Here is a 23,162-nt window from a genome sequence, read left to right as displayed (position 1 = left end):
CCTGTGACGGATGCGGCACAGGAATCCTCGTGTGAAATGCCCGCCGGAAGAGCCGTGCGGAATGCTCGTATGACCGCCCGCCAGCCCCTCGCCCCGGGCCGGCCCCCGTCACCGCCCGTCAGCGCCGGTACAGCTCCGGCCGCTCCGCCAGCCGGACCTCCGTCCGTATGCCGCTGCGCGACGCCGCGAGCCCCGCCTCGGAGACCGCGGCGGCCGCGTAGCCGTCCCAGGCGTCCGGCCCCTCCACCCGGCCCCGGGCGGCCGCGGCCACCCACCGCCGCACCTGGCGGTCGTAGGCGTCGGCGAACCGGGTGGTGAAGTCCTGGGTGATCTCCCCGCCCCAGCGGCCGCCCGACTGGACGACCATCGCGTGGCCGTCGCCGATCCGGGCGCTGCCCGACTCCCCGACCGCCTCGCACCGGACCTGGTAGCCGAAACCGCAGTTGACGAAGATCTCGACGTCCACGATCACCCCGCCCGAGGTCTCCAGCAGCACCAGGCGCGGATCGCGCAGCCCCTCGGGAGCGGCCGAGGACGGCGTCGGGGACAGCACCGTCACGGCCGTGACCTCCTGGTCCAGCAGCCAGCGGGCCGCGTCCACCTCGTGCACCACGGAATCGGTGATCAGCATGTCGCTGGTGAAGAAGGACGGCGAGGAGGCGTTGCGGTGGCGGCAGTGCAGGAAGAGCGGCCGCCCGATCCCGCCCGCGTCGAGCAGCTCCTTGAGGCGCTCGTACTCGGCGTCGTACCGCCGCATGAACCCCACCTGCACCAGCCGCCGGCCGAGGCGGGCCTCCGCCTCCATCACCCGCAGGGCGCCCTCCGGATCCGGGGTCAGCGGCTTCTCGCAGAGCACCGGCAACTCCCGCTCCAGGGCCAGCAGAATCGCTTCCTCATGGGCGGGCCCGGGCGAGGCGATCAGTACGGCGTCCACCCCCGGCGCGGCCATCGCGGCCGCCGGGTCCGTGAACGCGGCCGCGCCGTCCAGGCCGGCCGCGACCTCCTTGACCCGGTCCCCGTCCGGATCGGCCAGCGACACGACCCGCGCCCCGCCGACCGTGCCGCCGATCCGCCGGACGTGATCGGCGCCCATCTTGCCCGTGCCGATGACGGCGATGCCGAGCGTGCTCATGTACGGATGTCCCTTCGAAGTCGGCCGGTCAGCGGGCGCCGCAGGAGCGCAGGTAGGCGCGGGTGCGCCGGGCGATCGGGAGCGGCCGGTCCGGCGGACACGGGTACATGTCCTGCTCCACGATCGCGAACAGGTCCACCCCGAGCCGCTGCGCCGCCGCCAGTACGGGCTCCAGCGCGGGCACCCCCGACGGCGGCTCGCACATCACCCCGCGCGCCACGGCCGGCCCGAACGGGAGCTGCTCCGCCACCACTTCGGCGAGGATCCGCGGGTCGACCTGCTTGAGGTGGAGGTAGCCGATCCGCTCCCCGAAGGTCTCCACCGCCTCGACGCTGTCCCCGCCGCAGTACGCGTAGTGCCCGGTGTCCAGGCACAGGGAGACCAGCGCGGGATCCGTGGCGTCCAGGAAACGGGCCACGTTCTCCGGGGTGTCGACGTGGGTGTCGGCGTGCGGGTGGACGACGATCCGCAGCCCGTACCGGTCCAGGACCTCCCGGCCCAGGCGCTCCGTCTGCCCCGCCAGATCACGCCATTGACCCGCGGTCAGCACCCGGTCCTCCAGCACCTTCCCGGTCTTGTCGTCACGCCAGAAGGAGGGGATGACGACGAGCCGGTCGGCACCCGTGGCCGCGGTGAGCTCCGCGATCCGCGACACGTGCTCCCAGGTCTCCTCCCACACCGCGGGCCCGTGATGGAGTCCGGTGAAGACGGTGCCGGCGGACACCCGCAGGCCCCGCCGGGCCGTCTCGTCGCGGAGCCGGGCCGGATCGGTGGGCAGATAGCCGTAGGGGCCGAGCTCGATCCACTCGTACCCGGCGTCCGCGACCTCGTCGAGGAAGCGGTCCCAGGGGGTCTGGAGGGGGTCGTCCGGGAACCAGACACCCCAGGAGTCCGGAGCCGAACCGATGCGGATACGGGTCAACGCGGGCGGGGAGGACGTCATGACGGCCACCTTAGGGTGCGAGGCTCGAGGGGACGGGGAAGACGAGTGGGAGGAGGGCCTGCTGTGACCACGGCGCGAGGCCGCGCGGACGACGGCGCGGACGACGGGACCCGCGGGGCGGACGACGGGGCGTACGACCTGATCGCGATGGGGCGGATCGGGGTGGATCTCTACCCGCTGAAGACCGGTGTACCGCTCGCCGAGGCGGACACCTTCGGCAAGTTCCTCGGCGGCTCCCCGGCGAACGTCACCGTCGCCGCCTCCCGGCTGGGCAGGCGCACGGCACTGATCACCCGGACCGGGGCGGACCCCTTCGGGGCCTACCTGCGGTCCGAGCTGCGCGGCTTCGGCGTCGACGACCGGTGGGCGGGAGAGGTGGACCGGTACCCGACGCCCGTCACCTTCTGCGAGATCTTCCCGCCGGACCACTTCCCGCTGTACTTCTACCGGCTCCCGAAGGCCCCCGACCTGGAGATCGGGCCCGACGAGGTGGACCGGGACGCGGTGCGGGCCGCGCGGGTCTTCTGGATGACGGGTACGGGCCTCAGCGCGGAGCCGAGCCGCAGCGCCACCCTCGCCGCGCTGGAGGCCCGCTCGGAGCGCGCCCCCGGCCGGATCACGGTCTTCGACCTGGACTGGCGGCCGATGCTCTGGGAGGGGCCGCCGCAGCCCTGGTACGGGCGGGCGCTCGCGCTGGCGACCGTGGCCGTCGGCAACGCGGAGGAGTGCGAGATCGCCACCGGGGAGAGCGACCCGTACGCGGCAGCCCGCGCCCTGCTCGCCGCCGGGGTCGAGCTCGCGGTCGTCAAGCGGGGGCCGCTCGGCGTGCTGGCCGCCGACCGGAGCGGCGCGGTGGTGGAAGTGCCGCCCGTCCCGGTGGAGGTGGTGAACGGGCTGGGCGCCGGGGACGCCTTCGGAGGCGCCCTGGTCCACGGGCTGCTGGCGGGCTGGGACCTGGAACGGATCCTGCGCTACGCCAACGCGGCCGGGGCGATCGTCGCCTCGCGGCTGGCGTGTTCGACGGCGATGCCGTTCCCGCACGAGGTGGAGGAGGTGCTGGGACGTGCCGGTGGTGTCTGAGCGGGAGATGTCCTGGACGAGGCTGACCGTCCTCGACCTGGCGCCGGGGGAGGTGTACGCGCACGACTGCGGGGAGTCCGAGTGGATCGTGCTGCCGCTCGCGGGCGCGTGCGAGGTCCGCTGCCGGTCCCTGCCGGGATCCGCGCCCCGGCCGGCGGGCGAACCCCAGGGCCGGGGCGGCGGCCCCGAAGCGGAGCCGGAGGTCTTCGAACTGCGCGGGCGGCCGGGGGTGTTCGCCGCGGCCACCGACTTCGCGTACCTGCCCCGCGACGCGCACGCGGAAGTACGGTCGGCCGCCGGCGGACGCTTCGCGCTCGCCGGGGCGCGGTGCGAACGACGCCTCCCCGCGCGCTACGGGCCGGCCGCCGGGGTTCCCGTCGAGCTGCGCGGCGCCGGGACGTGCTCCCGGCAGGTCAACAACTTCGCCGCCGCCGACGTCTTCCCCTGCGACCGGCTCATCGCCGTCGAGGTGCTCACCCCCGGCGGGAACTGGTCCTCGTACCCGCCCCACAAGCACGACGAGCACCACCCCGGCGAGGAATCCCGGCTGGAGGAGATCTACTGGTTCGAGATCGCCCCCCACGAGGGCGTCCCCGGGCTCGGCTACCAGCGTGTCAGCCCCTCCCCGGCGGGGAAGACCGACATCCTCACGGAGGTGCGGACGGGCGACACCGTCCTCATCCCGGACGGCTGGCACGGTCCCTCCATCGCCGCGCCCGGGCACGACATGTACTACCTGAACGTCATGGCGGGCCCGCCCGGACCCCGCGCGTGGCTGATCCGGGACCACCCCGACCACGGCTGGATCCGGGACACCTGGGCCGGGCAGGAGACCGACCCCCGGCTGCCCTTCTACCGCGCGGAGGACGCATGAGGCTCACCGTCGCCCAGGCACTCGTACGCTTCCTGGGCCGCCAGTACACCGAACGCGACGGCCGGCGCCGACGGTTGATCGCCGCCACCTGGGGGATCTTCGGGCACGGCAACGTCGCCGGGATCGGCCAGGCCCTGCTGGAGAGCGGTCCGCGGGCCATGCCGTTCCTCCAGGGCCGCAACGAGCAGGCCATGGTGCACGCCGCCGTCGGGTACGCCCGCCAGAGCGGGCGGCTGTCCGCGCACGCCGTGACCACCTCCATCGGGCCCGGCGCCACCAACCTCGTCACCGGCGCCGCCCTCGCCACGGTCAACCACCTCCCGGTCCTCCTGCTCCCCGGGGACGCCTTCGCGACCCGGCCCGCCGATCCGGTGCTCCAGCAGCTCGAAGTCCCCTACGCGGGCGACGTCTCCGTGAACGACACCCTGCGGCCCGTCTCCCGCTACTTCGACCGGATCACCCGCCCCGAGGCGCTGGTCCCCGCCGCCCTCCAGGCGATGCGGGTGCTCACCGACCCCGCGCAGACCGGCGCCGTCACCCTCGCGCTGCCGCAGGACGTACAGGCGGAGGCCCACGACTGGCCCGAGGAGTTCTTCGCCGAGCGGGTGTGGCGGATCGGGGCGCCCCACCCGGACCCCGCGGAACTGGACGAGGCCCGGGCCGCCGTGCGCGCGGCCCGGCGGCCGCTGATCATCGCCGGGGGCGGCGTGCGCCACAGCGGAGCCCGGGACGCCCTGCGGGCCCTCGCCGGGGCGACGGGCATCCCCGTCGCCTCCACCCAGGCGGGCAAGGGCTCCCTGCCCTTCGACCACCCGGCGGACGTCGGCGGCGTCGGACACACCGGCACCGCCACCGCCAACGGCCTCGCCCGCACCGCCGACCTCGTCCTCGGCGTCGGCACCCGGTACACCGACTTCACCACCGCCTCGGCCACCCTGTTCCAGAACCCCGAGGTCCGGTTCCTGAACCTGAACGTCGCCGGGTTCGACGCGCACAAGATGGCCGGCTCGCCGTTGCTCGCCGACGCCCGGGCCGGACTGCGGGCGCTCGCCGAGGGCCTCCACGGCCACCGCGTGGACCCCGCGTACGAGGCGGCGTACACCGCCGCGAAGGCGGACTGGGAGGCCCGCGTCGACGCCGCCTACGCCGTGCCCGCCGCCGACGAGGACCGGCCGCCCACCCAGACCCAGGTACTCGGCCTCCTCGACGCCCTCGTGGACGGCACCGACATCCTCGTCAACGCCGCCGGATCGCTCCCCGGAGACCTCCACAAGCTGTGGCGGACCCGCTCCGGGGACCAGTACCACGTCGAGTACGGCTACTCCTGCATGGGCTACGAGATCCCCGCCGCGATCGGCGTGGCGCTGGCCGCGCCCGGCCGCCCGGTGTGGGCGCTCGTCGGGGACGGGACGTACCTGATGAACCCCACCGAGATCGTCACCGCCGTCCAGGAACGGATCCCGCTGCGGCTGGTGATCCTCGACAACCACGGCTACGCCTCCATCGGCGGCCTGTCCGGGGCCGTGGGCGGCGAGGGCTTCGGTACCGCGTACCGCTTCCGCGGGCCCGACGGCGCGTACGACGGCGCCCCCCTCCCGGTGGACCTCGCGGCGAACGCCGCCTCCCTCGGGATGGCCGTCATCCGCACCCACACCATCGGTGACCTGCGAAAAGCCCTGGCCGAGGCACGGGAAGCGGACCGTCCCACATGTGTCTACGCACAGACCCGAACACCCGACACTGTGTCGGGCCCACCCCCGGCACAGGCGTGGTGGGATGTTCCTGTGGCCGAGACCGCGACCCGTACGCCGGCGGCCCTGGCCCGTGAAGAGTACGACCGGCAAGCCGCGCAGCGACGTCGCCATCTGTGAAGGAGCAAGGCATGAAGACCGTCAACCACTGGATCGGTGGCAAGACCGTCGAGGGCGCGTCGGGCAACTACGGCCCGGTCACCGACCCGGCGACGGGCGAGGTCACCACGCAGGTCGCCCTCGCCTCGGCCGACGAGGTCGACGCGGCCGTACAGGTCGCCAAGGAGGCCTTCCTCAGCTGGGGCCAGTCCTCGCTGGCCGCCCGCACCAAGGTGCTGTTCGCGTACCGCGCCCTGCTGGACGCCAACCGCGACGCCATCGCCGAACTGATCACCGCCGAGCACGGCAAGGTCCACTCGGACGCGCTGGGCGAGGTCGCCCGCGGCCTGGAGATCGTCGAACTGGCCTGCGGGATCACCACGCAGCTCAAGGGCGAGCTCTCCACCTCCGTCTCCAACCGGGTGGACGTCTCCTCGATCCGCCAGCCCGTCGGCGTCGTCGCGGGCATCACCCCCTTCAACTTCCCGGCGATGGTGCCGATGTGGATGTTCCCGCTGGCCGTGGCCTGCGGAAACACCTTCATCCTCAAGCCGAGCGAGAAGGACCCCTCGGCCTCCAACAAGCTCGCCGAGCTGATGACCGAGGCCGGTCTGCCCGCGGGCGTCCTGAACGTCGTCCACGGCGACAAGACCGCCGTCGACGCGCTGCTCGCGCACCCCGACGTCGCGGCGGTCTCCTTCGTCGGCTCGACCCCGATCGCCCGCCACATCCACACCACCGCCTCCGCCAACGGCAAGCGCGTCCAGGCCCTGGGCGGCGCCAAGAACCACATGCTGGTGCTCCCCGACGCCGACCTGGACGCCGCCGCCGACGCGGCCGTCTCCGCCGCGTACGGCTCGGCCGGCGAGCGCTGCATGGCGATCTCCGCCGTCGTCGCCGTCGGGGCCATCGCCGACGAGCTCGTCGAGAAGATCCGCGAGCGCGCCGAGAAGATCAAGGTCGGCCCCGGCAACGACCCGACCTCCGAGATGGGTCCGCTGATCACCGCCGCCCACCGCGACAAGGTCGCCTCGTACGTGAAGGGCGCCGCCGCCCAGGGCGCGGACGTGGTCCTGGACGGCACCGGCTACACCGTCGAGGGCAACGAGAACGGCCACTGGATCGGCCTCTCCCTCCTCGACAACGTCAAGACCGACTCCGACGCCTACCGCGACGAGATCTTCGGCCCGGTGCTGTGCGTCCTGCGCACCGAGACCTACGAGGAGGGCGTCGCCCTCATCAACGCCTCGCCGTTCGGCAACGGCACCGCGATCTTCACCCGCGACGGCGGCGCCGCCCGCCGCTTCCAGCTGGAGATCCAGGCGGGCATGGTCGGCGTGAACGTGCCGATCCCGGTGCCGGTGGGCTACCACTCCTTCGGCGGCTGGAAGGACTCCCTCTTCGGGGACCACCACATCTACGGCAACGACGGCATCCACTTCTACACCCGCGGCAAGGTCGTCACGACCCGCTGGCCCGACCCGGCCGACGCCCCGGCCGGCGTCGACCTCGGCTTCCCCCGCAACCACTGAGCCCTGGCCGGCCCGTACCCCTGGCCGGCCCGTACCGCAGTTCCACCCCGTACCGCAGCCCCACCCGTACCGCAGCCCCCCGGCCAACCCTCACCGGCCGGGGGGTCCTGCTGTCCCGGGCCCGCCCGGACCCGTCCGCGTACCGGTCAGCCGGCCGTCGCCAGGTCGGGGGCGGGGCTCGGCTGTCCCGGGTCCTCCTCGTCGCGGCGCCGACGGCGCAGCAGCCAGAAGGCGGCGCCCGCCCCCGCCAGCACCAGGACCCCGCCCGCCGCCGACCAGGGGACGGCCAGGAAGTCCGTACCGGCCTCGGACCGCAGGTCCGGATGCGCGGCCGCGTCCGCCGAGACCTTCACGTCCACCCAGTCCAGCTGCGGTGCGTCCTTCCACACCTCGGTCAGCTCCACCCGCCGGCCGGGCAGCAGGACCAGCCGGGTGTCCCGCGCCGGCCGGTCCAGCACCTCCCGCCCGAACAGGCCCCGCGCCGACACCGTCACCCGCGGCTCGACCACCACGTTGCCCCGGTTGACCAGCGTGTACGTCACGGTGGCGCGGGCGTCGTCGAACCAGGGCAGCACCGGGGCGCTGCGGCTGACCCGTACGTCCTCCACGCTCAGGCCCGCGGCCACCGGCCCCGGCACCCGGAAGTACAGGCGCGCGCCCACCGACCGCTTCACCCCGACCTGGACCTTGCCCTCCCGCTGCACGCCCTCGACGGCCGTGTTCAGGGCGACGATCCCGCCGACGTGGTCGCCCGGCGTCGCGTCCGCCGGCACCTTCACGGTGAACGGGACGTCCTTGCGGCCCTTCGGCGGGACGGTGACGGTCGTCGCCGCCTCGGGAGCCAGTACGGTCCACGCGCCCACGTCCTTCGGCTTCGCGTCGACGGGCAGCAGCGCGAAGGCGCCGCCCGACGGGGTGTTCATCGCGTCGGTGGCGAAGACCTGGAAGGTCAGCTCCTTGTCGGAGGAGTTCAGGATCGTCGCACTGTCGCTGACGGTGGTCCCCGCGGCGCCCTGGTGGAAGAAGTAGGCGCGGTCGGTCATCGCCGCACCGGCCGCGGGCGTGGGGAAGACGCCCCAGGTGCCGTTGTCCGCGGCCGTCGCGGTCGCCCCGGGGAGCAGCAGCGCGCACAGGCCGGTGAGCAGGAGGGGCAGCCAGGGGCTGCGGGGGGTGCGGATGCGCATGGGCGGATTTCTCCAGTCACGGCGGAGAGCGGAGAGCGGGAAAGGGGTGGTGCGGCGCCGGAGCACCGCACCACCCCGGGGCCGGGGCCCGGTCAGGCGATCGAGAACGTCACGACCGACTGGTAGGTGTCGGCGAACATGAACGGCGGCAGCTGGAGCATCGCCGCGCCGCCCACGGCGAACTCGCCGCCGGTCAGCTCGTCACCGCCGGCCGCCTGCGAGGCGACCTTCATCGGGGTGTCGGTGATCGCGCCCGGGGCGCCCGCGGTGCAGGTGCTCGGGCTGTCCGGGTTGGTGACGGTGCAGGACGGCTGGATGCCGAGCTGCGCCTTCGCCATCGAGTGGCCGGTCGTCTGGTTCAGGAACGGCGTACGGGTCGCCGTCACGTCCCAGCCGAGGCTGCCGCCGCGGAAGTCCTGGACGGTCGCGGCGTTGAACGCGCCGAACACCGACTGGGACTTTCCGTTGATGGTCACCGCGCCGAAGCTGACGGCCGGCTGGCCGTCCTTCGGGCCGAGGGCCAGCGGCCCGGGCAGTACCTCGACGTCCACCGGGTTCTTCACGCCCGCCTGCTCCTCGACGAACACGAACGGCTTGTACGGGGTCACCGCACCGTCGATCCTGATCGCGTCGGCCTTCTTGGTGACCGTGAGGTTGCAGGTGGCGGCACCGGACGCGTCCGCCGTCCCGGAACCGGTGTCACCGGTCACCGCGCCGCCCAGCAGCGCGGAACAGGCGACCGCTCCGGCCGGGAAGTTGGCGCCGGTGACGGTCACGGCGGTGCCCGCCGGTCCGCTGTTGGGTGTCACCTTCGTCGTGACCGGGTCCTTGGGCAGGGCCTCGACGGCGACCGAACCGACCGAAGCGCTGGGGCGCGGGTCCGGCGTACACGTCGTCGTGTAGATCGTGCCGCCCAGATCGGCGTCCGTGATCACCTGGTCGATGGTGATCTGGAGCGTCGAGCCCTCGGTGCCCTCGGGGACGGTGATGTTCCCGCTGAACGCCGGCGGGTCCGCCTTCTTGCCGGCTTCCTGGTGGCTCGGGACGGCCGGGCTGGTCACCGTCTGGGGGACCCCGCCGACGAGCAGCTTCATCTTGATGGTGTTGACCGTGTCGATGGTGAACATCGGGACGACGGGGGTCTCGCCCGGATCGATCGTGATCGGCACGGACTGACCGGCCTTGGCGGTGTCGGGCACCGTGACCGTGAAGTCCTGGGTGCCGTTGGCGCCCGGCTGGGGGGCGGGGGCGACGCACTTCACGGGAACGGGAGTGGTCTTGGTCGCGGCCTGCGCCGTCCCCGTCAGGGCCACGACGCCGCCCGTCAGGGCGAGGGAAAGGGCGCCCGCCCCGGCCAGAACTCTTCGTCGGAACGTTGTACTCACTGGGTCGCGACTCCTTCGTCAGACGAACCCCTCCCCCCACCCGCTGTGTGGGGGAGGTTGAGCCGGTGCGGAGGCCGTCATTGACGCGTCGCGGTGATGAGAAGTCAATGCATTGCTTTCGCCCGAAGCACCCACACATTGATGTCCCATCAGACCCGGTCTGATGGGACATCGGATACCGACTGGTCGGTGGCGGGTCCGAGCGGCGTCAGCGGCTCGTCGGGGTGTGCAGGAGCAGGTTCGCGGTCCCGGCGGGGAGACCCGTGATCCGGTCCGGGACGGCGTCGGCCAGCAGGGCCCGTCCCACCTGCTCGGGGGTGCGGGCCGTGCCGCCCGCCAGGAGCAGCGCGGCCGCGCCCGCCACGTGCGGGGCGGCCATGGAGGTGCCGGAGGCCCGCGCGAGGGCCGTCGGGGAGCCCTTCCACGCCGAGGTGACGGACACGCCGGGCGCCGAGAGGTCCACGCAGCGGCCGTGGTTGGAGAACGCGGGCCGCCGGTCGGCGGAGTCCGTGGCACCGACGGTGAGGGCCTGGGCCACGCCGGCGGGCGAGCCGGAGCAGGCGTCCTTGCCGGAGTTGCCGGCCGCCACGGTGAAGGTGATCCCGGAGGCCACGGCCCGGACGACCGCCGCGTCCATGGCGCGGCTGCGGCTGCCGCCCATGCTCATGTTGGCGACGGAGGGGCCCTTGGCGGCGTTCCGGGCGGCGTCCTTGAGCAGCCAGTCGAGACCGCGCAGGATCCCCGACAGCTTGCCGTCGCCCTGGCAGTCGGCGACCTTCACGCCCACGAGGGAGACCCCCTTCGCGACCCCGTACGTCGCCCCGCCCACGGTCGCCGCGACGTGCGTGCCGTGTCCGTTGCAGTCGCCGGCGCCGCCGAAGAACACCGCGTTGTAACCGGCCCGGGCACGGCCCCCGAACTCCTGGTGGGCGGTGTTGATCCCGGTGTCGACGACGTACACCGTGACGCCCTCCGCCTTGCCGGCGTACGCGTACGAACCGTCGAGCGGGAGCTCGCGCTGGTCGATCCGGTCGAGGGGCCAGGGGGCGGAGGCCTGGGCGGTGACGGCGGTCGCGGCGCCGGTCGCCGGGAGGCCGGCGGGGGGCCCGGCCGGGGCGCCGCCTGGCGTGTCGGCCGGGGTGTCGGCTGGCGTGTCGGCGGGGGTGTCGGTGGGGGTGTCGGTGATGCGGAAGTCCGCGTCCGGTTCCACGGAGGCCACCCGGGGGTCGGCGGCGAGGGCGGCCGCGCGGGCGGCCGTCGTACGGACGGCGAAGCCGTTGAGGGCGGTGTCGTAGACGGACCCCACCCGGTCGCCGGCCTCGGCCGCCTCGGCGGCCAGGGCGCGGGTCGGGGCGCGGCGGGTGGCGTCCTTGAGGAGCACCACGTAGGAGGCGGTGGGGGCTTCGGCATCGGAGGCGGCGGGCGGCGGGAGCGCGGCGGCCGCCGCGAGGAGGGCGGCGGCCGGGAGGAGCGCGGTCAGTGCGGTCATGCCTCCGACGCTCCCGCCGGTGGGGGCGCGGCGCGCGGAGGGTGCGCCGAGTGGCCGCACGACACGCCGCCGCAAGGGTCCGGGGGTCGCCCTCGCCGGGCCCGCGGCCGGCCCTCGCGGGCCCGGGGCGGGGCGGGTCGGGGCGGGGCGGGTCGGCTCGGGGCGGGAGGGGTCCGGTTGGGTCAGGAAGGGTCGGTCGGGGCGGTATGGGCCGGGTCGGGCGGGGTGTCAGCCCTGCTGGGCGAGGGGCCAGCCGCGCATGGTGAAGGTGCCCTCGTCCTCGGAGCCGGCCGCGGCGTAGGTGGCCAGCGCGGGCTCGTTGTCCGTGTCGACCCCCACCCACATGCCGTAGCAGCCGCGCCTCCTGGCTTCCGCCGCGAGGGCCTCGGTGAGGGCGCGGCCGATGCCGCGCCGCCGGTAGCCCTCGTCGACGGAGAGCTCGTACAGGCACATCTCGGTGCCCTTGTCCGGGTGGGTCATCTCGACGCCGGACACCATGCCGGCGGGCACCCCGTCCACGTACGCGATCAGCATCAGGTGCCCGGGGGAGCGCAGGAAGTCCTCGGACCACTCCTCGCGGGCGGGCCCGTCGAAGAGCCCCTCGGCGGCTCGCAGTTCGGCGGCGGTGGTGGCGGGGCGGATGTCCATGCCGGTCACGATACGGGCGGGGACCCGTGTGACCCTGCGGACATGACGGACACGGGCGGGGAGTTCGGGGCGGCCCGGCGGGTGCGTCAGGGAGTGCGGACGGCCAGGGCTGCCGCGTACGCGGGCGGGGCCGGGAGGTCGCGGAGGGACCAGCCCGGGACGGGGGCGGGGGTGAGCGCGGTGCCCACGTACGGTTCGGCCAGTCCGAGGGCGAGGCCCGTACCGGTGGCCTTGAGGTAGGCCTCCTTGCGGGACCACAGCCGGGCCAGCGCCACCTGCCGGTCCGCCGCCGGGAGCGCCGTCAGTTCGGCCGTCTCCGCCGGATGCACGGTGCCCATCACGTCACCGACCGCGCCGGCGCTCGGCAGACCCTCCACATCGACGCCGACCGGCACGCCGGCGAAGGCGAGGTAGGCCATGTCCGCGCTGTGCGACAGCGAGAAGTGCACCGCGCCCCCCGCCACGGCGGGCCGGCCGTGCGGCCCCCCGCAGCACGGGCAGTCCTCACGGACCAGCGTGACCTTCTCGGGCGCCAGGCCCAGGTAGCCGCCGAGCAGCACCCGCAGCCCGATGTGGGAGGCGAGGTAGCTGCGCCGGTCGTGCGGCCGCAGCAGCCGGGCCAGCCGGTCCCGTTCGGCCGCGTCCAGCAGCGCGGCGGCCTCGTCGGTCCGGTGGCCGCCGATCACCGCACGCGTGGTGTCCAGGGACCACACGACGGCGTCCGGCCCCGCGGGCAGCGTGCCGGTCCGCGGTATGCCGTCGCCGAGCTGGTTCACGTACTCGGTCATCTGAGCAGGGTAGACGAGGAGATCGCCGATCGGCGGCCCGGTTACCCTCGTCCCGGTTTCACCGTGACCGACTCCAGGGGGACACACCGTGCGCAGTGCCGTCGTGACGCCGGAAGGCGACCGGATCCGTTGGGCCGAACTGCCCGGGGAGGAGCCGGTCCGCGTCTTCGTGCACGGACTGGGCGCCACCTCGCCCGCCTACTTCGCCGCCACCGCCGCCCATCCGCTGCTCGCGGGCCGGCGGTCGCTGCTGGTCGACCTCCTGGGGCACGGGCACAGCGACCGGCCCGAGACGTTCTCCTACTCGCTGGAGGCCCACGCCGACGCGCTGGCGGAGGCACTCACCGAAGCCCGCGCCGGCAAGGCCGAGGTGATCGCGCACAGCATGGGCGGATCGGTGGCCATCGTGCTGGCCGCCCGTCATCCCCACCTGGTCTCCCGCCTCGTCCTGGTCGACGCCAACCTGGACCCGCTGCCCCGGGTGCCGGGCGCCGCGGGAAGCAGCGGCATCGCCTCCTACACGGAGGAGGAGTTCCTGTCCGGAGGCTGGGCCGAGGTGCGCGACCGGGCCGGTGCCCACTGGTGGTCGACCATGCGGCTGGCGGGCCGGACCGCCCTGCACCGCAGCGCCGTACACCTCGTGACCGGCACGACCCCCACCATGCGTGAGCTGCTGCTGGAGCTGAAGGTCCCGCGCGGTTTCCTCCACCCGGAGGCGGACGGCTCCCCCGCCGGGACGGAGGCCCTGGAGGCCGCGGGAGTCACGGTCACGGCCGTACCGGACTGCGGGCACAACATCATGCTGGACAACCCCGACGGCTTCGCCCACGCCACGGCCGCCGTCCTGCGGGGCGACACCGCCTGAGGCTTCCCGGCTACCGCCGCACGGCGGGCGTGGCGTTGACGCCGCCGGCGGCGCCCTCGGTCCGTATGCCCGGGGACGGGGTGCCGTCGGTCCAGGCGTAGACCCGCTTGCCGCGCACGGCCACCTGGTACTGGTGACGGCCCCGGCATTCGGGCCGCTCCTCCGCCCTGGTGTCACCCGGCCACCACCGGGCGTCCAGCCGGGGCCCACCCGCCGGCTTCGCGCCGCCGGCGGTGCACTGGGGTCCGTCGAGCGGGGTCCGGCCGAGGGTGAACCGGATCAGGCGGGCCTCCCCGGTCGTACGGGCCCGTATGCGTATGTCCTTGGCGTCCGCCGGTATCCAGGCGGGCAGGGCGAACGCGCGGTCGCCGCCCGCGGGCGCGTCGGCGGCGGTGGCGAAGCGTCGGCCCTTCTCGTGGAAGACCTGGTCGTCGAGGGCGTTGGTGAGCGGGTTGGGCGGCAGGTTCGGCAGGGCGAAGGCGGCCGTGGCCAGGACTCCCACGGCAGCGACGGCGATCACGAGCGGGCGGCGGTTCATACCCACCAGTGTTCGGGTCGGAGGCGTTTCGCGCGTCCCTCCACGGTACGAACTCCGGCTCTGCCGCAAGTCGTACACGCGGTCATACCCAAGAGGGGCGCGCCGAGCCCCACCAGTACCCGAGTCCCACCCGGCCCGCCGGCCCCGCTGGTCGAACGGCCCGCCGGTCCCCGCAGATCAGCCGTGCCCCTCCCCGGTTCCCCGGTTCCCCGGTTCCCCGCGACCCCGGCCCGTCGTTCCGCGTTACAGGGCCGTACCCCGCTGCCCGTCCGGAGGACCGCCGTGCGTCGTCATCGCCCCACCGCCCGTCTCGCGTGCGCGCTGGCCGCTTGCCTGCTGGCCGCGGGAGCCCCCGCCCGGGCCGCCACCGTCCCGGCGGACAAACCGCTGGTCCTGGACAACTGGACGCGGACCAGCGCGGCGAGCCAGGACGCCTGGGTCACCGCGCGCGCCCACCGGTCGGCCTGGGAGGCGTACGGCTTCGACTGGTCGACGGACCAGTGCACGAGCTCCCCCGACAACCCGTTCGGCTTCCCCTTCGCGACGGCGTGCGCCCGCCACGACTTCGGCTATCGCAACCACAAGGCGGCGGGCAGCTTCCCCACGGTGAAGCGCCGGCTCGACGACGCCTTCCACGCGGACATGAAGCGGGTCTGCGCCCCCTACGCGTCCGCGCGGAAGGCCTCCTGCGAAGGCACGGCCTGGACCTACTACCAGGCGGTCAGGGCCTTCGGGGTCCCCGAGGCGAGGTAGCGGACCCCGAGTCCCGCAGGCGCCGGCCGCATCCCGCCGCGTCTTCAGGCCGCCAGGCCGTTGTCCCACACCCAGGCCGCGATCCCGACCCGGTTGCGCACGTCCAGCTTGCGCTGGATGTTGGCGATGTGGGTCTTGGCGGTGCCGGCGGAGATGAAGAGTTCGGTGCCGATCTCCGCGTTCGTCAGGCCCTTCGCCACCAGGCGCGCGATCTCCGTCTCGCGGTCCGTCAACGGCACCGTCACGGAAGCCGGGTCGGGCCCCGCCGGACCGCGCAGGTGCTTCAGCAGCCGGACGGTGACCGAGGGGCTGATCATGGCCTCACCCGCAACGGCGGCGCGTACCGCCTCGACGAGCAGGGCCGGGCCCGAACGCTTCAGCAGGAAGCCGCAGGCCCCGTTGCGGAGCGCGGTGTGCACGTACTCGTCGAGGTCGAAGGTGGTCACCACGACCACCCGCAGCGGATCGGCGACCTCGGGCCCGGCGAGTCTGCGGGTGACTTCCAGACCGTCCAGGCGCGGCATGCGGATGTCGGCGAGCACGACGTCCGGCCTCAGCCTCGCGGCGAGTTCGAGGGCCTTCACACCGTCCGGGGCTTCGCCGACGACCTCCATGTCCGGCTGGGAATCCAGGATCAGGCGGAATCCCGCGCGAACGGATTCCTGGTCGTCGGCGAGAAGTATGCGGATGGTCACGATCGGTACCGTATCCGCTGACACGGCCACGCCGGTCTGACACCCGAGGCCGTCGAACTCCGCCCGGCCGTCCGGGAAAACGCCCCCGGGCCGCCCGGCCCCCGGCGACCGCACGGAAGCAACGCCCCTGCCCCGAAGGGCCGGTGGCGCAGATCATCCGCCCCGCCCCGAGGCGCCGTACCGGGCCCTGGGGGGGCGACGCCCACCCCAACCTGATGATCGTCTTCATCGGCGGGCTGCGACGCGCATCAGCGGATGCGGTCGGATCCGGAATCCCGAGTGCCCCGGCCCCGCCGCCCACAACGGCCTCTGACCCCACCCGCCAACAAAAGGGCGGCCCCGGGGACAAGCCGGGACCGCCCACATCCAGCCCGGAGAAAGCGGACTGGAGACCCCAATCATGACCCACACCACTGACTACCCGCGAGGCTCCCGCCGCGCGGCTTCACCGCCGAACCTTCAGACCGCACTCTGGCTCGCCGGAATCGGGCTGCCCGTCCTGCCCCTACGCGAGGGCAAGTTCCCCTTCGGGAACCGCCGAGCCTGCACCAACTCGGCGTGCGGAGACCGGCCCCACATGAAGGCTGCTCGCCTGGACTTACGCGCGGTCGCGGGCGGCGCCGGCGGCTGCACGCCTTCTTCGCCACGATGTACTCCGCCGGAGCTCGGCCGGAGGAGATCGCGGCGCTCAAGGTCGCGGCGCTCAAGGTCGCGGACGTACGGCTGCCTGGTGCGGACGTGGCCGAGTGGGCGGGCAACAGCGTTCCCGTGCTCCTGGCCACGTACGCACGAGGCAGCAACGGGCAGATGGACGAGCTCAAGCAGCGGATCGAAAGCGCGGGGGAGCTGCCGGGTCCGGCTGTGCCAGGGGCTTGATTTTTCACCGCGTATTCTCCGCAGCGCCCCGCAGGAACTCGGTGTCAGCCGGACACCGCCGGACCCTCTCGGTCCGCCGAGAGGGTGAATCCTGAGATCGCCCCGCCGCCGGAAAACATCCCTGACCAGCAGAAAGACCCTCCCGCAGGAGGGTCTTCAGGTGAGTGCCCCCGGCAGGACTCGAACCTGCGGCCAAGTGCTTAGAAGGCACCTGCTCTATCCACTGAGCTACGGGGGCCGGTAGGTGGCCGTGGTGGCCTGGAGCCCCGTGGTGGGGGTGGGACTGCGGGCCGTGCCGGGTCAAGGATAGGGCTCCGGTTGCCTTGTCCCGGTTGCTTCACTCGCGTGCCACGATGTGGAGGTTCGGTGAAGCGGTCCCGATACTCGCAGGCAGGCGCGATTCTCGCATCGCTTTTGCGCCGCGTCGGCCTGGGTGTTGTGCACTCGTTATGCCTGCGTCCCACTCGTCCGCGGTGTCCATGATGTCCCGCTGGAGTCGCGGTCGGCGCGCAGAGGGCGTATAAGCTTCAAAAATGGTCCTAAATTGGGCATTCTTCGCATGTGGTGACCTTGGATGTACGGCCTCAGCTGCTCGATGCCCTGTCCGCCCTGCGCGACCGGGTCGCGTCCGTGCGTCTGCCGCTGCCCCTGCCCGGCGCCCCGCGCGCCCGCCAGACCAGAGCCGAGCTGCTCGCGCAGCTCGACGACTACCTCGTCCCCCGGCTGAAGGCGCCCGAGGCGCCCATGCTCGCCGTCATCGGCGGGTCGACCGGGGCCGGCAAGTCCACCCTCGTCAACTCCCTCGTCGGCCGGCAGGTCAGCGAAGCCGGCGTACTGCGCCCCACGACGCGCACACCCGTGCTCGTCTGCCATCCGGATGATCATCACTGGTTCGCCGGGATGCGGATCCTCCCCGACCTCATGCGCGTGTGGGCGCCGGAGGAGGACGACGACCTCGCCCCGCCCCCGAAGCGCAACGCCCTCCGCGCCCCGAACCGCCGCGTCTCCGCCCGCGAGCTGCGGATCGAGACCGTCACCACCCTCCCGCGCGGACTCGCCATCCTCGACGCCCCCGACATCGACTCCCTCGTCGTCGAGAACCGGACCCTCGCCGCCGAGCTCATCTGCGCCGCCGACGTCTGGGTCATGGTCACCACCGCCTCGCGGTACGCCGACGCCGTGCCCTGGCACCTCCTGCGCACCGCCAAGCAGTACAAGGCCACCCTCGTCACCGTCCTCGACCGGGTCCCGCACCAGGTCCTCGCCGAGGTCTCGCGCCAGTACGGGGCACTGCTCACCCGGGCCGGGCTGGGCGACGTACCGCGGTTCACGGTGCCCGAACTGCCCGAGTCGGCCGGCGGGGGCGGGCTGCTGCCGGCCAGCGCCGTAGCGCCGCTCCTCGCGTGGCTCAGCCACCACGCCCAGGACCCGGCCGCCCGCCAGTACGCCGTCGGACGCACCGCGCTGGGCGCGCTCGACTCCCTCGGGCGGCGGATGCCGGAGCTCGCCTCGGCCGTCGCCGCCCAGCACGCCGCCGCCGTACGGCTGACATCGGCCGTCGAAGACGCGTACAAGCGGGAGGGCAAGCGGGTCCGCACCCGCCTCGACCGGGGCGCCGTCCTCGCCGGGGACGCCCTCACCCGGTGGCGCGGCTACCCCCTCGACACCAGCGCCGACGAACTGCTGGACTCCCTCGCCGAATCCCTCGCCGCACTGCTCCAGTGCGCCGTCGCCGCCGCCGACGAGCGGATCGCCGAAGCCTGGCGGCGCGAACCGGCCGCCGGCGCGGTGTCCCTGCCCGCCCCCGACCGGGAGGCGGCGGAACGTATCGGCATGGCCGTACGGCGCTGGCGCCGCGTGCTGGAGGAACTCGCCGAGGAAGAGGTCGCCCGGCTCGACCGGCAGCCCTCGCCCGACCCCGACGGCGTCGCGGCCCTCCTCGTCGCCGCCCTCCTCGGCGGCAAGCGGGCCCGCCCGGCGGGGGAGAAGCTCGCCGAACGGATCGGCGTACAGGCCGCCGTCCGGCTGCGCGACCGCGGCGGCGAACTGGTCGGCGACCACCTCGACGAGGTGCTGCGCGCCGAACGCGACCGCCGCCTCGCCCCCATCGAAGCGCTCGAAGTGACCCCGGAACCCCAGGCCGAGCTGATCGCCGCGCTGTCCGTACTGCAGAAGGAGAGGTGACGCGGTGACCGCCCTGACCGACCGCGACCGCACCGACGACCGCTGGGACGACGGACTCATCGCACGCTCGCGCCCCCGGCCCGCCGGCCGCAGGGGCCTCGGCGCCCTGGGCGACGGCGACCTGTGCGGCGAAGGCCTCTGCGACGAGGGCCTGTGCGACGGCGAGCACGACGAGGAGCTCGACGAGGAACGGGAAGCGGGCGACGAAGCCCTCGTACGGGCCGTGTCCGGGGCCGGCAGCGACGGCGGCAAGGTCACCGCCCCGCCGCTCAGCCCCGAGGCCCAGGCCCTGCGGACGCGCCTCGACGCCCTGCGCCAGCTCGTCGGACTGTCCCGGACCCGGCTCGACGGCAAGACCCTCGCCGAAGCCGGCCGGGTCCTCGACGAAGCCGCGGCGCGCCGCGGACTGTCCCCGCAGCACACCGTCGTAGCCATCGCGGGAGCCACCGGAAGCGGCAAGTCCACGCTCTTCAATTCACTCGCCGGAGTGCAGATCTCCGAGACCGGACTGCGCCGCCCGACCACGGCCGCGCCCATCGCGTGCAGCTGGTCGGACGGAGCCGCCGGGCTCCTCGACCGGCTGGAGATCCCCGGACGGCTGCGCCGCCGTCCCCGCGAGACCTCGGAGGCCGAGGCGCTGCGCGGGATGGTCCTCGTCGACCTGCCCGACCTGGACTCGGCGCTCGGCGTGCACCGCGACCACGTGGACCGGGTGCTGGCGCTGGTCGACGCGGTCGTGTGGGTGGTGGACCCGGAGAAGTACGCCGACGCCGTCCTGCACGAGCGGTACCTGAGACCGCTGGCCGGGCACGCCGAGGTGACCTTCGTCGTCCTCAACCAGGTGGACCGGCTCCCCGGCGAATCCGCCGACCTCGTCCTCGACGACCTGCGCAGGCTCCTCGACGACGACGGGATCGCGCTCGGCGAGCACGGCGAACCCGGAGCCACCGTCCTCGGACTGTCCGCCCTCACGGGCGAAGGCGTCGGGGAACTGCGCGAACTCCTCGGCACGTTCACCCAGGAGAAGGGCGCCGCGACCCGCCGGATCTCCGCCGATGTCGACCGGGCCGCGACGCGCCTGCGCCCGCTGTACGTCGCCGACGGGCACGCCGGGCCCGAGATCGGGGAGGCGGCGCGCGCCGAGTTCGAGGACCGGCTCGCGGAAGCGGTCGGCGCGTACGCCGCCGGCCTCGCCGCCGAACGGGCCTGGCGGCGCAACGCCGGCAAGGCCTGCGGGACGCCCTGGCTGCGGCTGTGGCGGTGGTACGAGAACCGGCGCGCCCCGCGTTCCCTGGCCGGGCTGGCCGCCCTGGCGGCGATCGGGCGCTCCACCGCGCCCACCGCGCAGGCACCTGCCGAGGAGGAGGTGACCGCCCGGCAGCGGGTGGAGCAGGCCGTACGGACGGTCGCGGACGAGGCGGTCATCGGGCTGCCCGACCCCTGGGCACAGGCCGTACGGGAAACCGCCGTGCGCGGCGGCGAACAGCTGCCCGAGGCGCTGGACGAGCTGGCCGTCACCCTGGGCGCGGCGGTCGCCGTGCCCGGCGCCAAACCGCCGCGGCCCACCTGGTGGCCCGCCGCCGTCCTGGCGCAGGCGGCCATGACGCTGGTTCAGATCTTCGGCGGGCTCTGGCTCGTGGGACAGATCGTGGGCGTCCTGGAGCCGCGGCTCCTGACCCCGGTGCTGTTCATGGTGGCCGGCATCATCGGCGGACCGCTCGTGGAGTGGGCCTGCTCCATCGCGGCTCGCGGCCCGGCCCGGCGCTACGGGCAGGACGCGGAACGCCGGCTGCGGCAGGCCGCCGCGGGCTGCGGGCGGGCCCGCGTGCTCGAACCGGTGGCGGCCGAGCTGCTGCGCTACCGGGAGGTGCGGGAGCAGTACGCGACCGTCGCCGCAGGGGGGAGCAAGTTGTCCACAACCCGCCAGTAGTCCACAGGGCGGAGCGGGATCCGGGGGGCCGGGCCCAGCATGGTCGTACCTCGTGCGGCTGGTCCGCAGGGGCACTCCGCGCGGACGGTCCGCGCGGGTACGGCACCGTGGGGAGGGCGACCGGGATGAACGACACCCTGGTGACGCTGGTCGGGTACGTGGCGACGCAGATCGACTTCAAGGAGACGCCGACCGGCCAGTCGGCGAGGTTCCGCTTCGCCGTGACGCCGAGGTACTTCGACCGGCGTACGGACACCTGGACGGACTCGGCCACCAGCTTCTACACCGTGTGGGCGCGGCGGGTCCTGGCACTGAACCTGGCCAGTTCCGTGTCCGTCGGGGAACCGCTCGTGGTGCACGGGAGGCTCCGGGTCCGGGAGGACCCGCCCGACGGCGAGGGCGTCCGCTGGTTCTCCGCCGACATCGACGCGATCGCCATCGGACACGACCTCAACCGCGGGACCGCGGCCTTCCGCAGGGTCGTCAAGACGGACACCCCACTGATGGGCCCTCAGAAGGCGGCGGTGGTCTGAGTGTTCGAGACGGCTAGGATTCCCCGGTACTCACGGGCACCTGGGCTTTTGGCCCGAAGGGGAAGACTGTGTCGATTGCTGTTCCCGCGTCCTCCGCATCCTCCGAATCCTTCACGTACCGCGTTTCCTCCGCCTCCACGGGCAGACCGGCGTCCGCGCCCTCGCCCGAACCCGCGTCCTCAACCGCGTCCGCGCGGGTGGCTCCGGCCGCCGCCGGACCGTCCTCCGGAGCCGCCGCCGCGGTTCCGCTTCCCAGCCCGGCCGCTGTTCCCGGCCCGGCCGCTGTTCCCGCGGCCGGCGCCCCCGCTGAGCCGGTCCTGGCTCCGACTCCGGCTCCGGTTGTGGCTCCGGTGGCTCCGGGGTCCGGGGGGCGCGGCTCCGTACGCAGACCCCTCGCGGTGGCCCTCCTGGCGGCAGCCGCCCTCTCCGCCGCGCCGGGGGCCCGGGCCTCGGCGGATTCCGGTCCGGCCGCAGGCCGGGCGTCCGAGGGAGCCAGCGCCGTCCTCGACGGGCTCAAGACGTACGGGCAGGCCGTCCTGCGCTCCGGGGACGGCTCGGTCCGGGAGATCCCGGCCGGGCTCCATGAGATGCGGGTCGACGGCGGCGGCATGCTCCAGACGTACGGAGTGGGCGTCGCGGGATACGCGCAGCCCCAGGCCCGCTTCACCGAGACCGGCTGGGGCGGCAGCCCCCTCGCCGGGAACGCCGAGGCCGGACGCATCCGCTGGGTGCTGGAGCACTCCTACCCGCAGCTCAACGACCTGGCCGGGCTCGCGAAGGCCGCCGGAGCCGGTGCGCTGACCGCGGAGAGCGCCGCCGCCGGCACCCAGGTGGCGATCTGGAGGCTCGCCGACGGGGCGCAGGTGGAGGCCGCGGACCCGGCGGCGGAACAGCTCGCCGACTACCTCCAGCGGGAGGCGGGCCGGCTGCCGGAGCCGCCGGCCTCGCTGGGGCTCGACCCCGGCCGGGTGACCGGACCCGTCGCCGGGCCGGTCGGCAGCCGCATCGGCCCGGTCACGGTCCGGACCCGCGCCCAGAGCGTGACCGTCACCCCCGACGCGGCCGCGGCCGCCATGGGCGTAAGGGTCGTGGACGCCGAGGGGAAACCCCTCGACACCGCGGCCGACGGCAGCCGGCTGTACTTCGAGGTGCCTGCGGGCACCCCCGACGGCACGGCCTCCGTCATCGTGCAGGGCTCCACGAAGGTGCCCGTCGGGCGGGTCTTCACCAGCGGGATCCCGGCCGAGGCACAGATCGTGGCCGGCTCCAGCGAGTCCGCGGCCTCGGCCGGGGCCACCGCGGTGTGGCCCGAGCCGGCACAGGCCCCGACGGGCACGGTGGGCACGCTGGCCGGAGCCACCGAGCTCGCCGTCGCCGGGGAGCCGGACCCGGCGACCTCCGAATCCCCGGAGGAGGAACGGCTGGCCTCCAGCGGCAGCTCGGCCGCGACGCCGGTCATCGCCTCCCTGGCCGTGGGCCTGGTGGTCCTGGGCGGCCTGGTCGTCCTCCTGCTCCGCAAGCGCCCCTACGAGGACGAACACCCGGAGGAGAACGAGGCGTAACCGACACCCCACCTCCGCCGGGGCGGGCGATATTCCGCCAGAGCCCGACCCACTGCGGGGGCTGTGCCCTCGGGCCTCGGGCCCGGCCTCGGCTTCGGGCCTCGGCCTCGGGCGCGTCCCCGCTCCGGCCCTGGGGCGGGCCGGGGGGCGAGGAGCCCTGCGCGGAACCCGCCCCCCCGCCGGGGCCCGGCCCGGCTCCGGCCTCGGGCCTGGACGCGGCCTCGGGCCTAGGAGTTGTCGTCAAAGTGTCACGCCCACATCAGGAGCGACGCGAGGGTGACGGCTGCTTGGTAGGACTGGGCGGTCTTGTCGTACCTGGTC

Annotated in this window: 20 protein-coding genes and 1 tRNA gene; 11 read left to right on the top strand and 10 right to left on the bottom strand. The window is 74.1% G+C overall.

Annotated elements, in window-relative coordinates; genetic code table 11:
- Window positions 1-118: 118 nt before the first annotated feature.
- Together AC07B0_RS26340 and AC07B0_RS26335 are read right to left on the bottom strand one after the other, a co-directional pair.
- Window positions 119-1,132: a Gfo/Idh/MocA family protein gene (locus AC07B0_RS26340; protein ID WP_478864478.1), complete on the bottom strand. Its 1,014-nt coding sequence runs from the start codon at window positions 1,130-1,132 to the stop codon at window positions 119-121.
- Between the two features lie 28 nt (window positions 1,133-1,160).
- Window positions 1,161-2,075, bottom strand: coding sequence for a sugar phosphate isomerase/epimerase family protein (locus AC07B0_RS26335; protein ID WP_356878181.1), 915 nt, complete (start codon window positions 2,073-2,075; stop codon window positions 1,161-1,163).
- A gap of 138 nt (window positions 2,076-2,213) precedes the next feature.
- Here AC07B0_RS26335 and iolC point away from each other — a divergent pair, with 138 nt between their 5' ends.
- From iolC to AC07B0_RS26315, 4 genes are read left to right on the top strand one after another with little or no spacing between them, the layout of a single operon-like run.
- Window positions 2,214-3,155: a 5-dehydro-2-deoxygluconokinase gene (gene iolC / locus AC07B0_RS26330; protein ID WP_467294384.1), complete on the top strand. Its 942-nt coding sequence runs from the start codon at window positions 2,214-2,216 to the stop codon at window positions 3,153-3,155.
- A gap of 7 nt (window positions 3,156-3,162) precedes the next feature.
- Entirely contained in the window at window positions 3,163-4,029 is an 867-nt protein-coding gene (gene iolB, locus AC07B0_RS26325; RefSeq protein WP_478899112.1) for a 5-deoxy-glucuronate isomerase, read from the top strand.
- Window positions 4,026-5,900, top strand: coding sequence for a 3D-(3,5/4)-trihydroxycyclohexane-1,2-dione acylhydrolase (decyclizing) (iolD, locus tag AC07B0_RS26320; RefSeq protein WP_469381620.1), 1,875 nt, complete (start codon window positions 4,026-4,028; stop codon window positions 5,898-5,900). The genes iolB and iolD overlap by 4 nt, the downstream gene beginning before the upstream one ends.
- Before the next feature lie 11 nt (window positions 5,901-5,911).
- On the top strand, window positions 5,912-7,411 hold the full coding sequence (locus tag AC07B0_RS26315) for a CoA-acylating methylmalonate-semialdehyde dehydrogenase (protein ID WP_356878183.1): 1,500 nt from the start codon (window positions 5,912-5,914) through the stop codon (window positions 7,409-7,411).
- A gap of 146 nt (window positions 7,412-7,557) precedes the next feature.
- Here the strand turns inward: AC07B0_RS26315 and AC07B0_RS26310 are convergent, their stop codons facing one another.
- From AC07B0_RS26310 to AC07B0_RS26290, 5 genes are all read right to left on the bottom strand, one after another.
- The gene (locus AC07B0_RS26310) at window positions 7,558-8,595 is read right to left on the bottom strand and encodes a WxL protein peptidoglycan domain-containing protein (protein ID WP_356878184.1); all 1,038 of its coding nucleotides are present in this window, start codon (window positions 8,593-8,595) and stop codon (window positions 7,558-7,560) included.
- A gap of 92 nt (window positions 8,596-8,687) precedes the next feature.
- Window positions 8,688-9,980 (bottom strand): hypothetical protein, encoded by a 1,293-nt coding sequence (locus tag AC07B0_RS26305; protein ID WP_356878185.1) that lies wholly within the window; start codon window positions 9,978-9,980, stop codon window positions 8,688-8,690.
- 208 nt (window positions 9,981-10,188) lie between these two features.
- Window positions 10,189-11,469: a S8 family peptidase gene (locus tag AC07B0_RS26300; protein WP_478899049.1), complete on the bottom strand. Its 1,281-nt coding sequence runs from the start codon at window positions 11,467-11,469 to the stop codon at window positions 10,189-10,191.
- 228 nt (window positions 11,470-11,697) lie between these two features.
- Window positions 11,698-12,117, bottom strand: coding sequence for a GNAT family N-acetyltransferase (locus AC07B0_RS26295; protein WP_467294284.1), 420 nt, complete (start codon window positions 12,115-12,117; stop codon window positions 11,698-11,700).
- An 86-nt stretch (window positions 12,118-12,203) separates the two neighbouring features.
- The gene (locus tag AC07B0_RS26290) at window positions 12,204-12,905 is read right to left on the bottom strand and encodes a 4'-phosphopantetheinyl transferase family protein (protein ID WP_478899048.1); all 702 of its coding nucleotides are present in this window, start codon (window positions 12,903-12,905) and stop codon (window positions 12,204-12,206) included.
- Window positions 12,906-12,993: 88 nt separating this feature from the next.
- On the opposite strand from AC07B0_RS26290, the gene AC07B0_RS26285 reads away from it, so the two are divergent.
- Window positions 12,994-13,770, top strand: a complete 777-nt coding sequence (locus AC07B0_RS26285; protein WP_478899047.1) for an alpha/beta fold hydrolase — start codon at window positions 12,994-12,996, stop codon at window positions 13,768-13,770.
- A gap of 10 nt (window positions 13,771-13,780) precedes the next feature.
- Here the strand turns inward: AC07B0_RS26285 and AC07B0_RS26280 are convergent, their stop codons facing one another.
- Window positions 13,781-14,308, bottom strand: a complete 528-nt coding sequence (locus AC07B0_RS26280) for a hypothetical protein (RefSeq protein WP_467294288.1) — start codon at window positions 14,306-14,308, stop codon at window positions 13,781-13,783.
- A 282-nt stretch (window positions 14,309-14,590) separates the two neighbouring features.
- On the opposite strand from AC07B0_RS26280, the gene AC07B0_RS26275 reads away from it, so the two are divergent.
- On the top strand, window positions 14,591-15,061 hold the full coding sequence (locus AC07B0_RS26275) for a phospholipase (protein WP_478899046.1): 471 nt from the start codon (window positions 14,591-14,593) through the stop codon (window positions 15,059-15,061).
- Window positions 15,062-15,105: 44 nt separating this feature from the next.
- Here the strand turns inward: AC07B0_RS26275 and AC07B0_RS26270 are convergent, their stop codons facing one another.
- The gene (locus tag AC07B0_RS26270) at window positions 15,106-15,756 is read right to left on the bottom strand and encodes a response regulator (protein WP_478899045.1); all 651 of its coding nucleotides are present in this window, start codon (window positions 15,754-15,756) and stop codon (window positions 15,106-15,108) included.
- Window positions 15,757-16,404: 648 nt separating this feature from the next.
- Here AC07B0_RS26270 and AC07B0_RS26265 point away from each other — a divergent pair.
- On the top strand, window positions 16,405-16,632 hold the full coding sequence (locus AC07B0_RS26265; protein ID WP_478899044.1) for a hypothetical protein: 228 nt from the start codon (window positions 16,405-16,407) through the stop codon (window positions 16,630-16,632).
- A 165-nt stretch (window positions 16,633-16,797) separates the two neighbouring features.
- Here the strand turns inward: AC07B0_RS26265 and AC07B0_RS26260 are convergent.
- Window positions 16,798-16,870: transfer RNA gene (locus AC07B0_RS26260), tRNA-Arg, on the bottom strand.
- Between the two features lie 332 nt (window positions 16,871-17,202).
- Here AC07B0_RS26260 and AC07B0_RS26255 point away from each other — a divergent pair.
- From AC07B0_RS26255 to AC07B0_RS26240, 4 genes are all read left to right on the top strand, one after another.
- Window positions 17,203-18,816: a dynamin family protein gene (locus tag AC07B0_RS26255; protein ID WP_356878192.1), complete on the top strand. Its 1,614-nt coding sequence runs from the start codon at window positions 17,203-17,205 to the stop codon at window positions 18,814-18,816.
- A gap of 4 nt (window positions 18,817-18,820) precedes the next feature.
- A complete protein-coding gene (locus AC07B0_RS26250) occupies window positions 18,821-20,746 on the top strand; it encodes a GTPase (RefSeq protein ID WP_469381641.1) in 1,926 nt (641 codons plus the stop codon).
- A 125-nt stretch (window positions 20,747-20,871) separates the two neighbouring features.
- Window positions 20,872-21,279, top strand: a complete 408-nt coding sequence (locus tag AC07B0_RS26245) for a single-stranded DNA-binding protein (RefSeq protein ID WP_356878194.1) — start codon at window positions 20,872-20,874, stop codon at window positions 21,277-21,279.
- 398 nt (window positions 21,280-21,677) lie between these two features.
- Entirely contained in the window at window positions 21,678-22,841 is a 1,164-nt protein-coding gene (locus tag AC07B0_RS26240; RefSeq protein WP_469381644.1) for a thioester domain-containing protein, read from the top strand.
- The last annotated feature ends 321 nt before the right edge of the window (window positions 22,842-23,162 follow it).

The organism is Streptomyces sp. NPDC044704, from assembly GCF_056433525.1.
The sequence above is the reverse complement of the archived record's forward strand: the minus strand, read 5'-3'. Positions and strand labels throughout refer to the sequence as shown.

Coding starts and splice junctions, on each gene's coding strand:
- AC07B0_RS26340 (WP_478864478.1), bottom strand. CDS start 1,132: ATGAGCACGCTCGGCATCGCCGTCATCGGCACGGGCAAGATGGGCGCC.
- AC07B0_RS26335 (WP_356878181.1), bottom strand. CDS start 2,075: ATGACGTCCTCCCCGCCCGCGTTGACCCGTATCCGCATCGGTTCGGCT.
- iolB (WP_478899112.1), top strand. CDS start 3,163: ATGTCCTGGACGAGGCTGACCGTCCTCGACCTGGCGCCGGGGGAGGTG.
- iolD (WP_469381620.1), top strand. CDS start 4,026: ATGAGGCTCACCGTCGCCCAGGCACTCGTACGCTTCCTGGGCCGCCAG.
- AC07B0_RS26315 (WP_356878183.1), top strand. CDS start 5,912: ATGAAGACCGTCAACCACTGGATCGGTGGCAAGACCGTCGAGGGCGCG.
- AC07B0_RS26310 (WP_356878184.1), bottom strand. CDS start 8,595: ATGCGCATCCGCACCCCCCGCAGCCCCTGGCTGCCCCTCCTGCTCACC.
- AC07B0_RS26300 (WP_478899049.1), bottom strand. CDS start 11,469: ATGACCGCACTGACCGCGCTCCTCCCGGCCGCCGCCCTCCTCGCGGCG.
- AC07B0_RS26295 (WP_467294284.1), bottom strand. CDS start 12,117: ATGGACATCCGCCCCGCCACCACCGCCGCCGAACTGCGAGCCGCCGAG.
- AC07B0_RS26290 (WP_478899048.1), bottom strand. CDS start 12,905: ATGACCGAGTACGTGAACCAGCTCGGCGACGGCATACCGCGGACCGGC.
- AC07B0_RS26280 (WP_467294288.1), bottom strand. CDS start 14,308: ATGAACCGCCGCCCGCTCGTGATCGCCGTCGCTGCCGTGGGAGTCCTG.
- AC07B0_RS26265 (WP_478899044.1), top strand. CDS start 16,405: ATGTACTCCGCCGGAGCTCGGCCGGAGGAGATCGCGGCGCTCAAGGTC.
- AC07B0_RS26245 (WP_356878194.1), top strand. CDS start 20,872: ATGAACGACACCCTGGTGACGCTGGTCGGGTACGTGGCGACGCAGATC.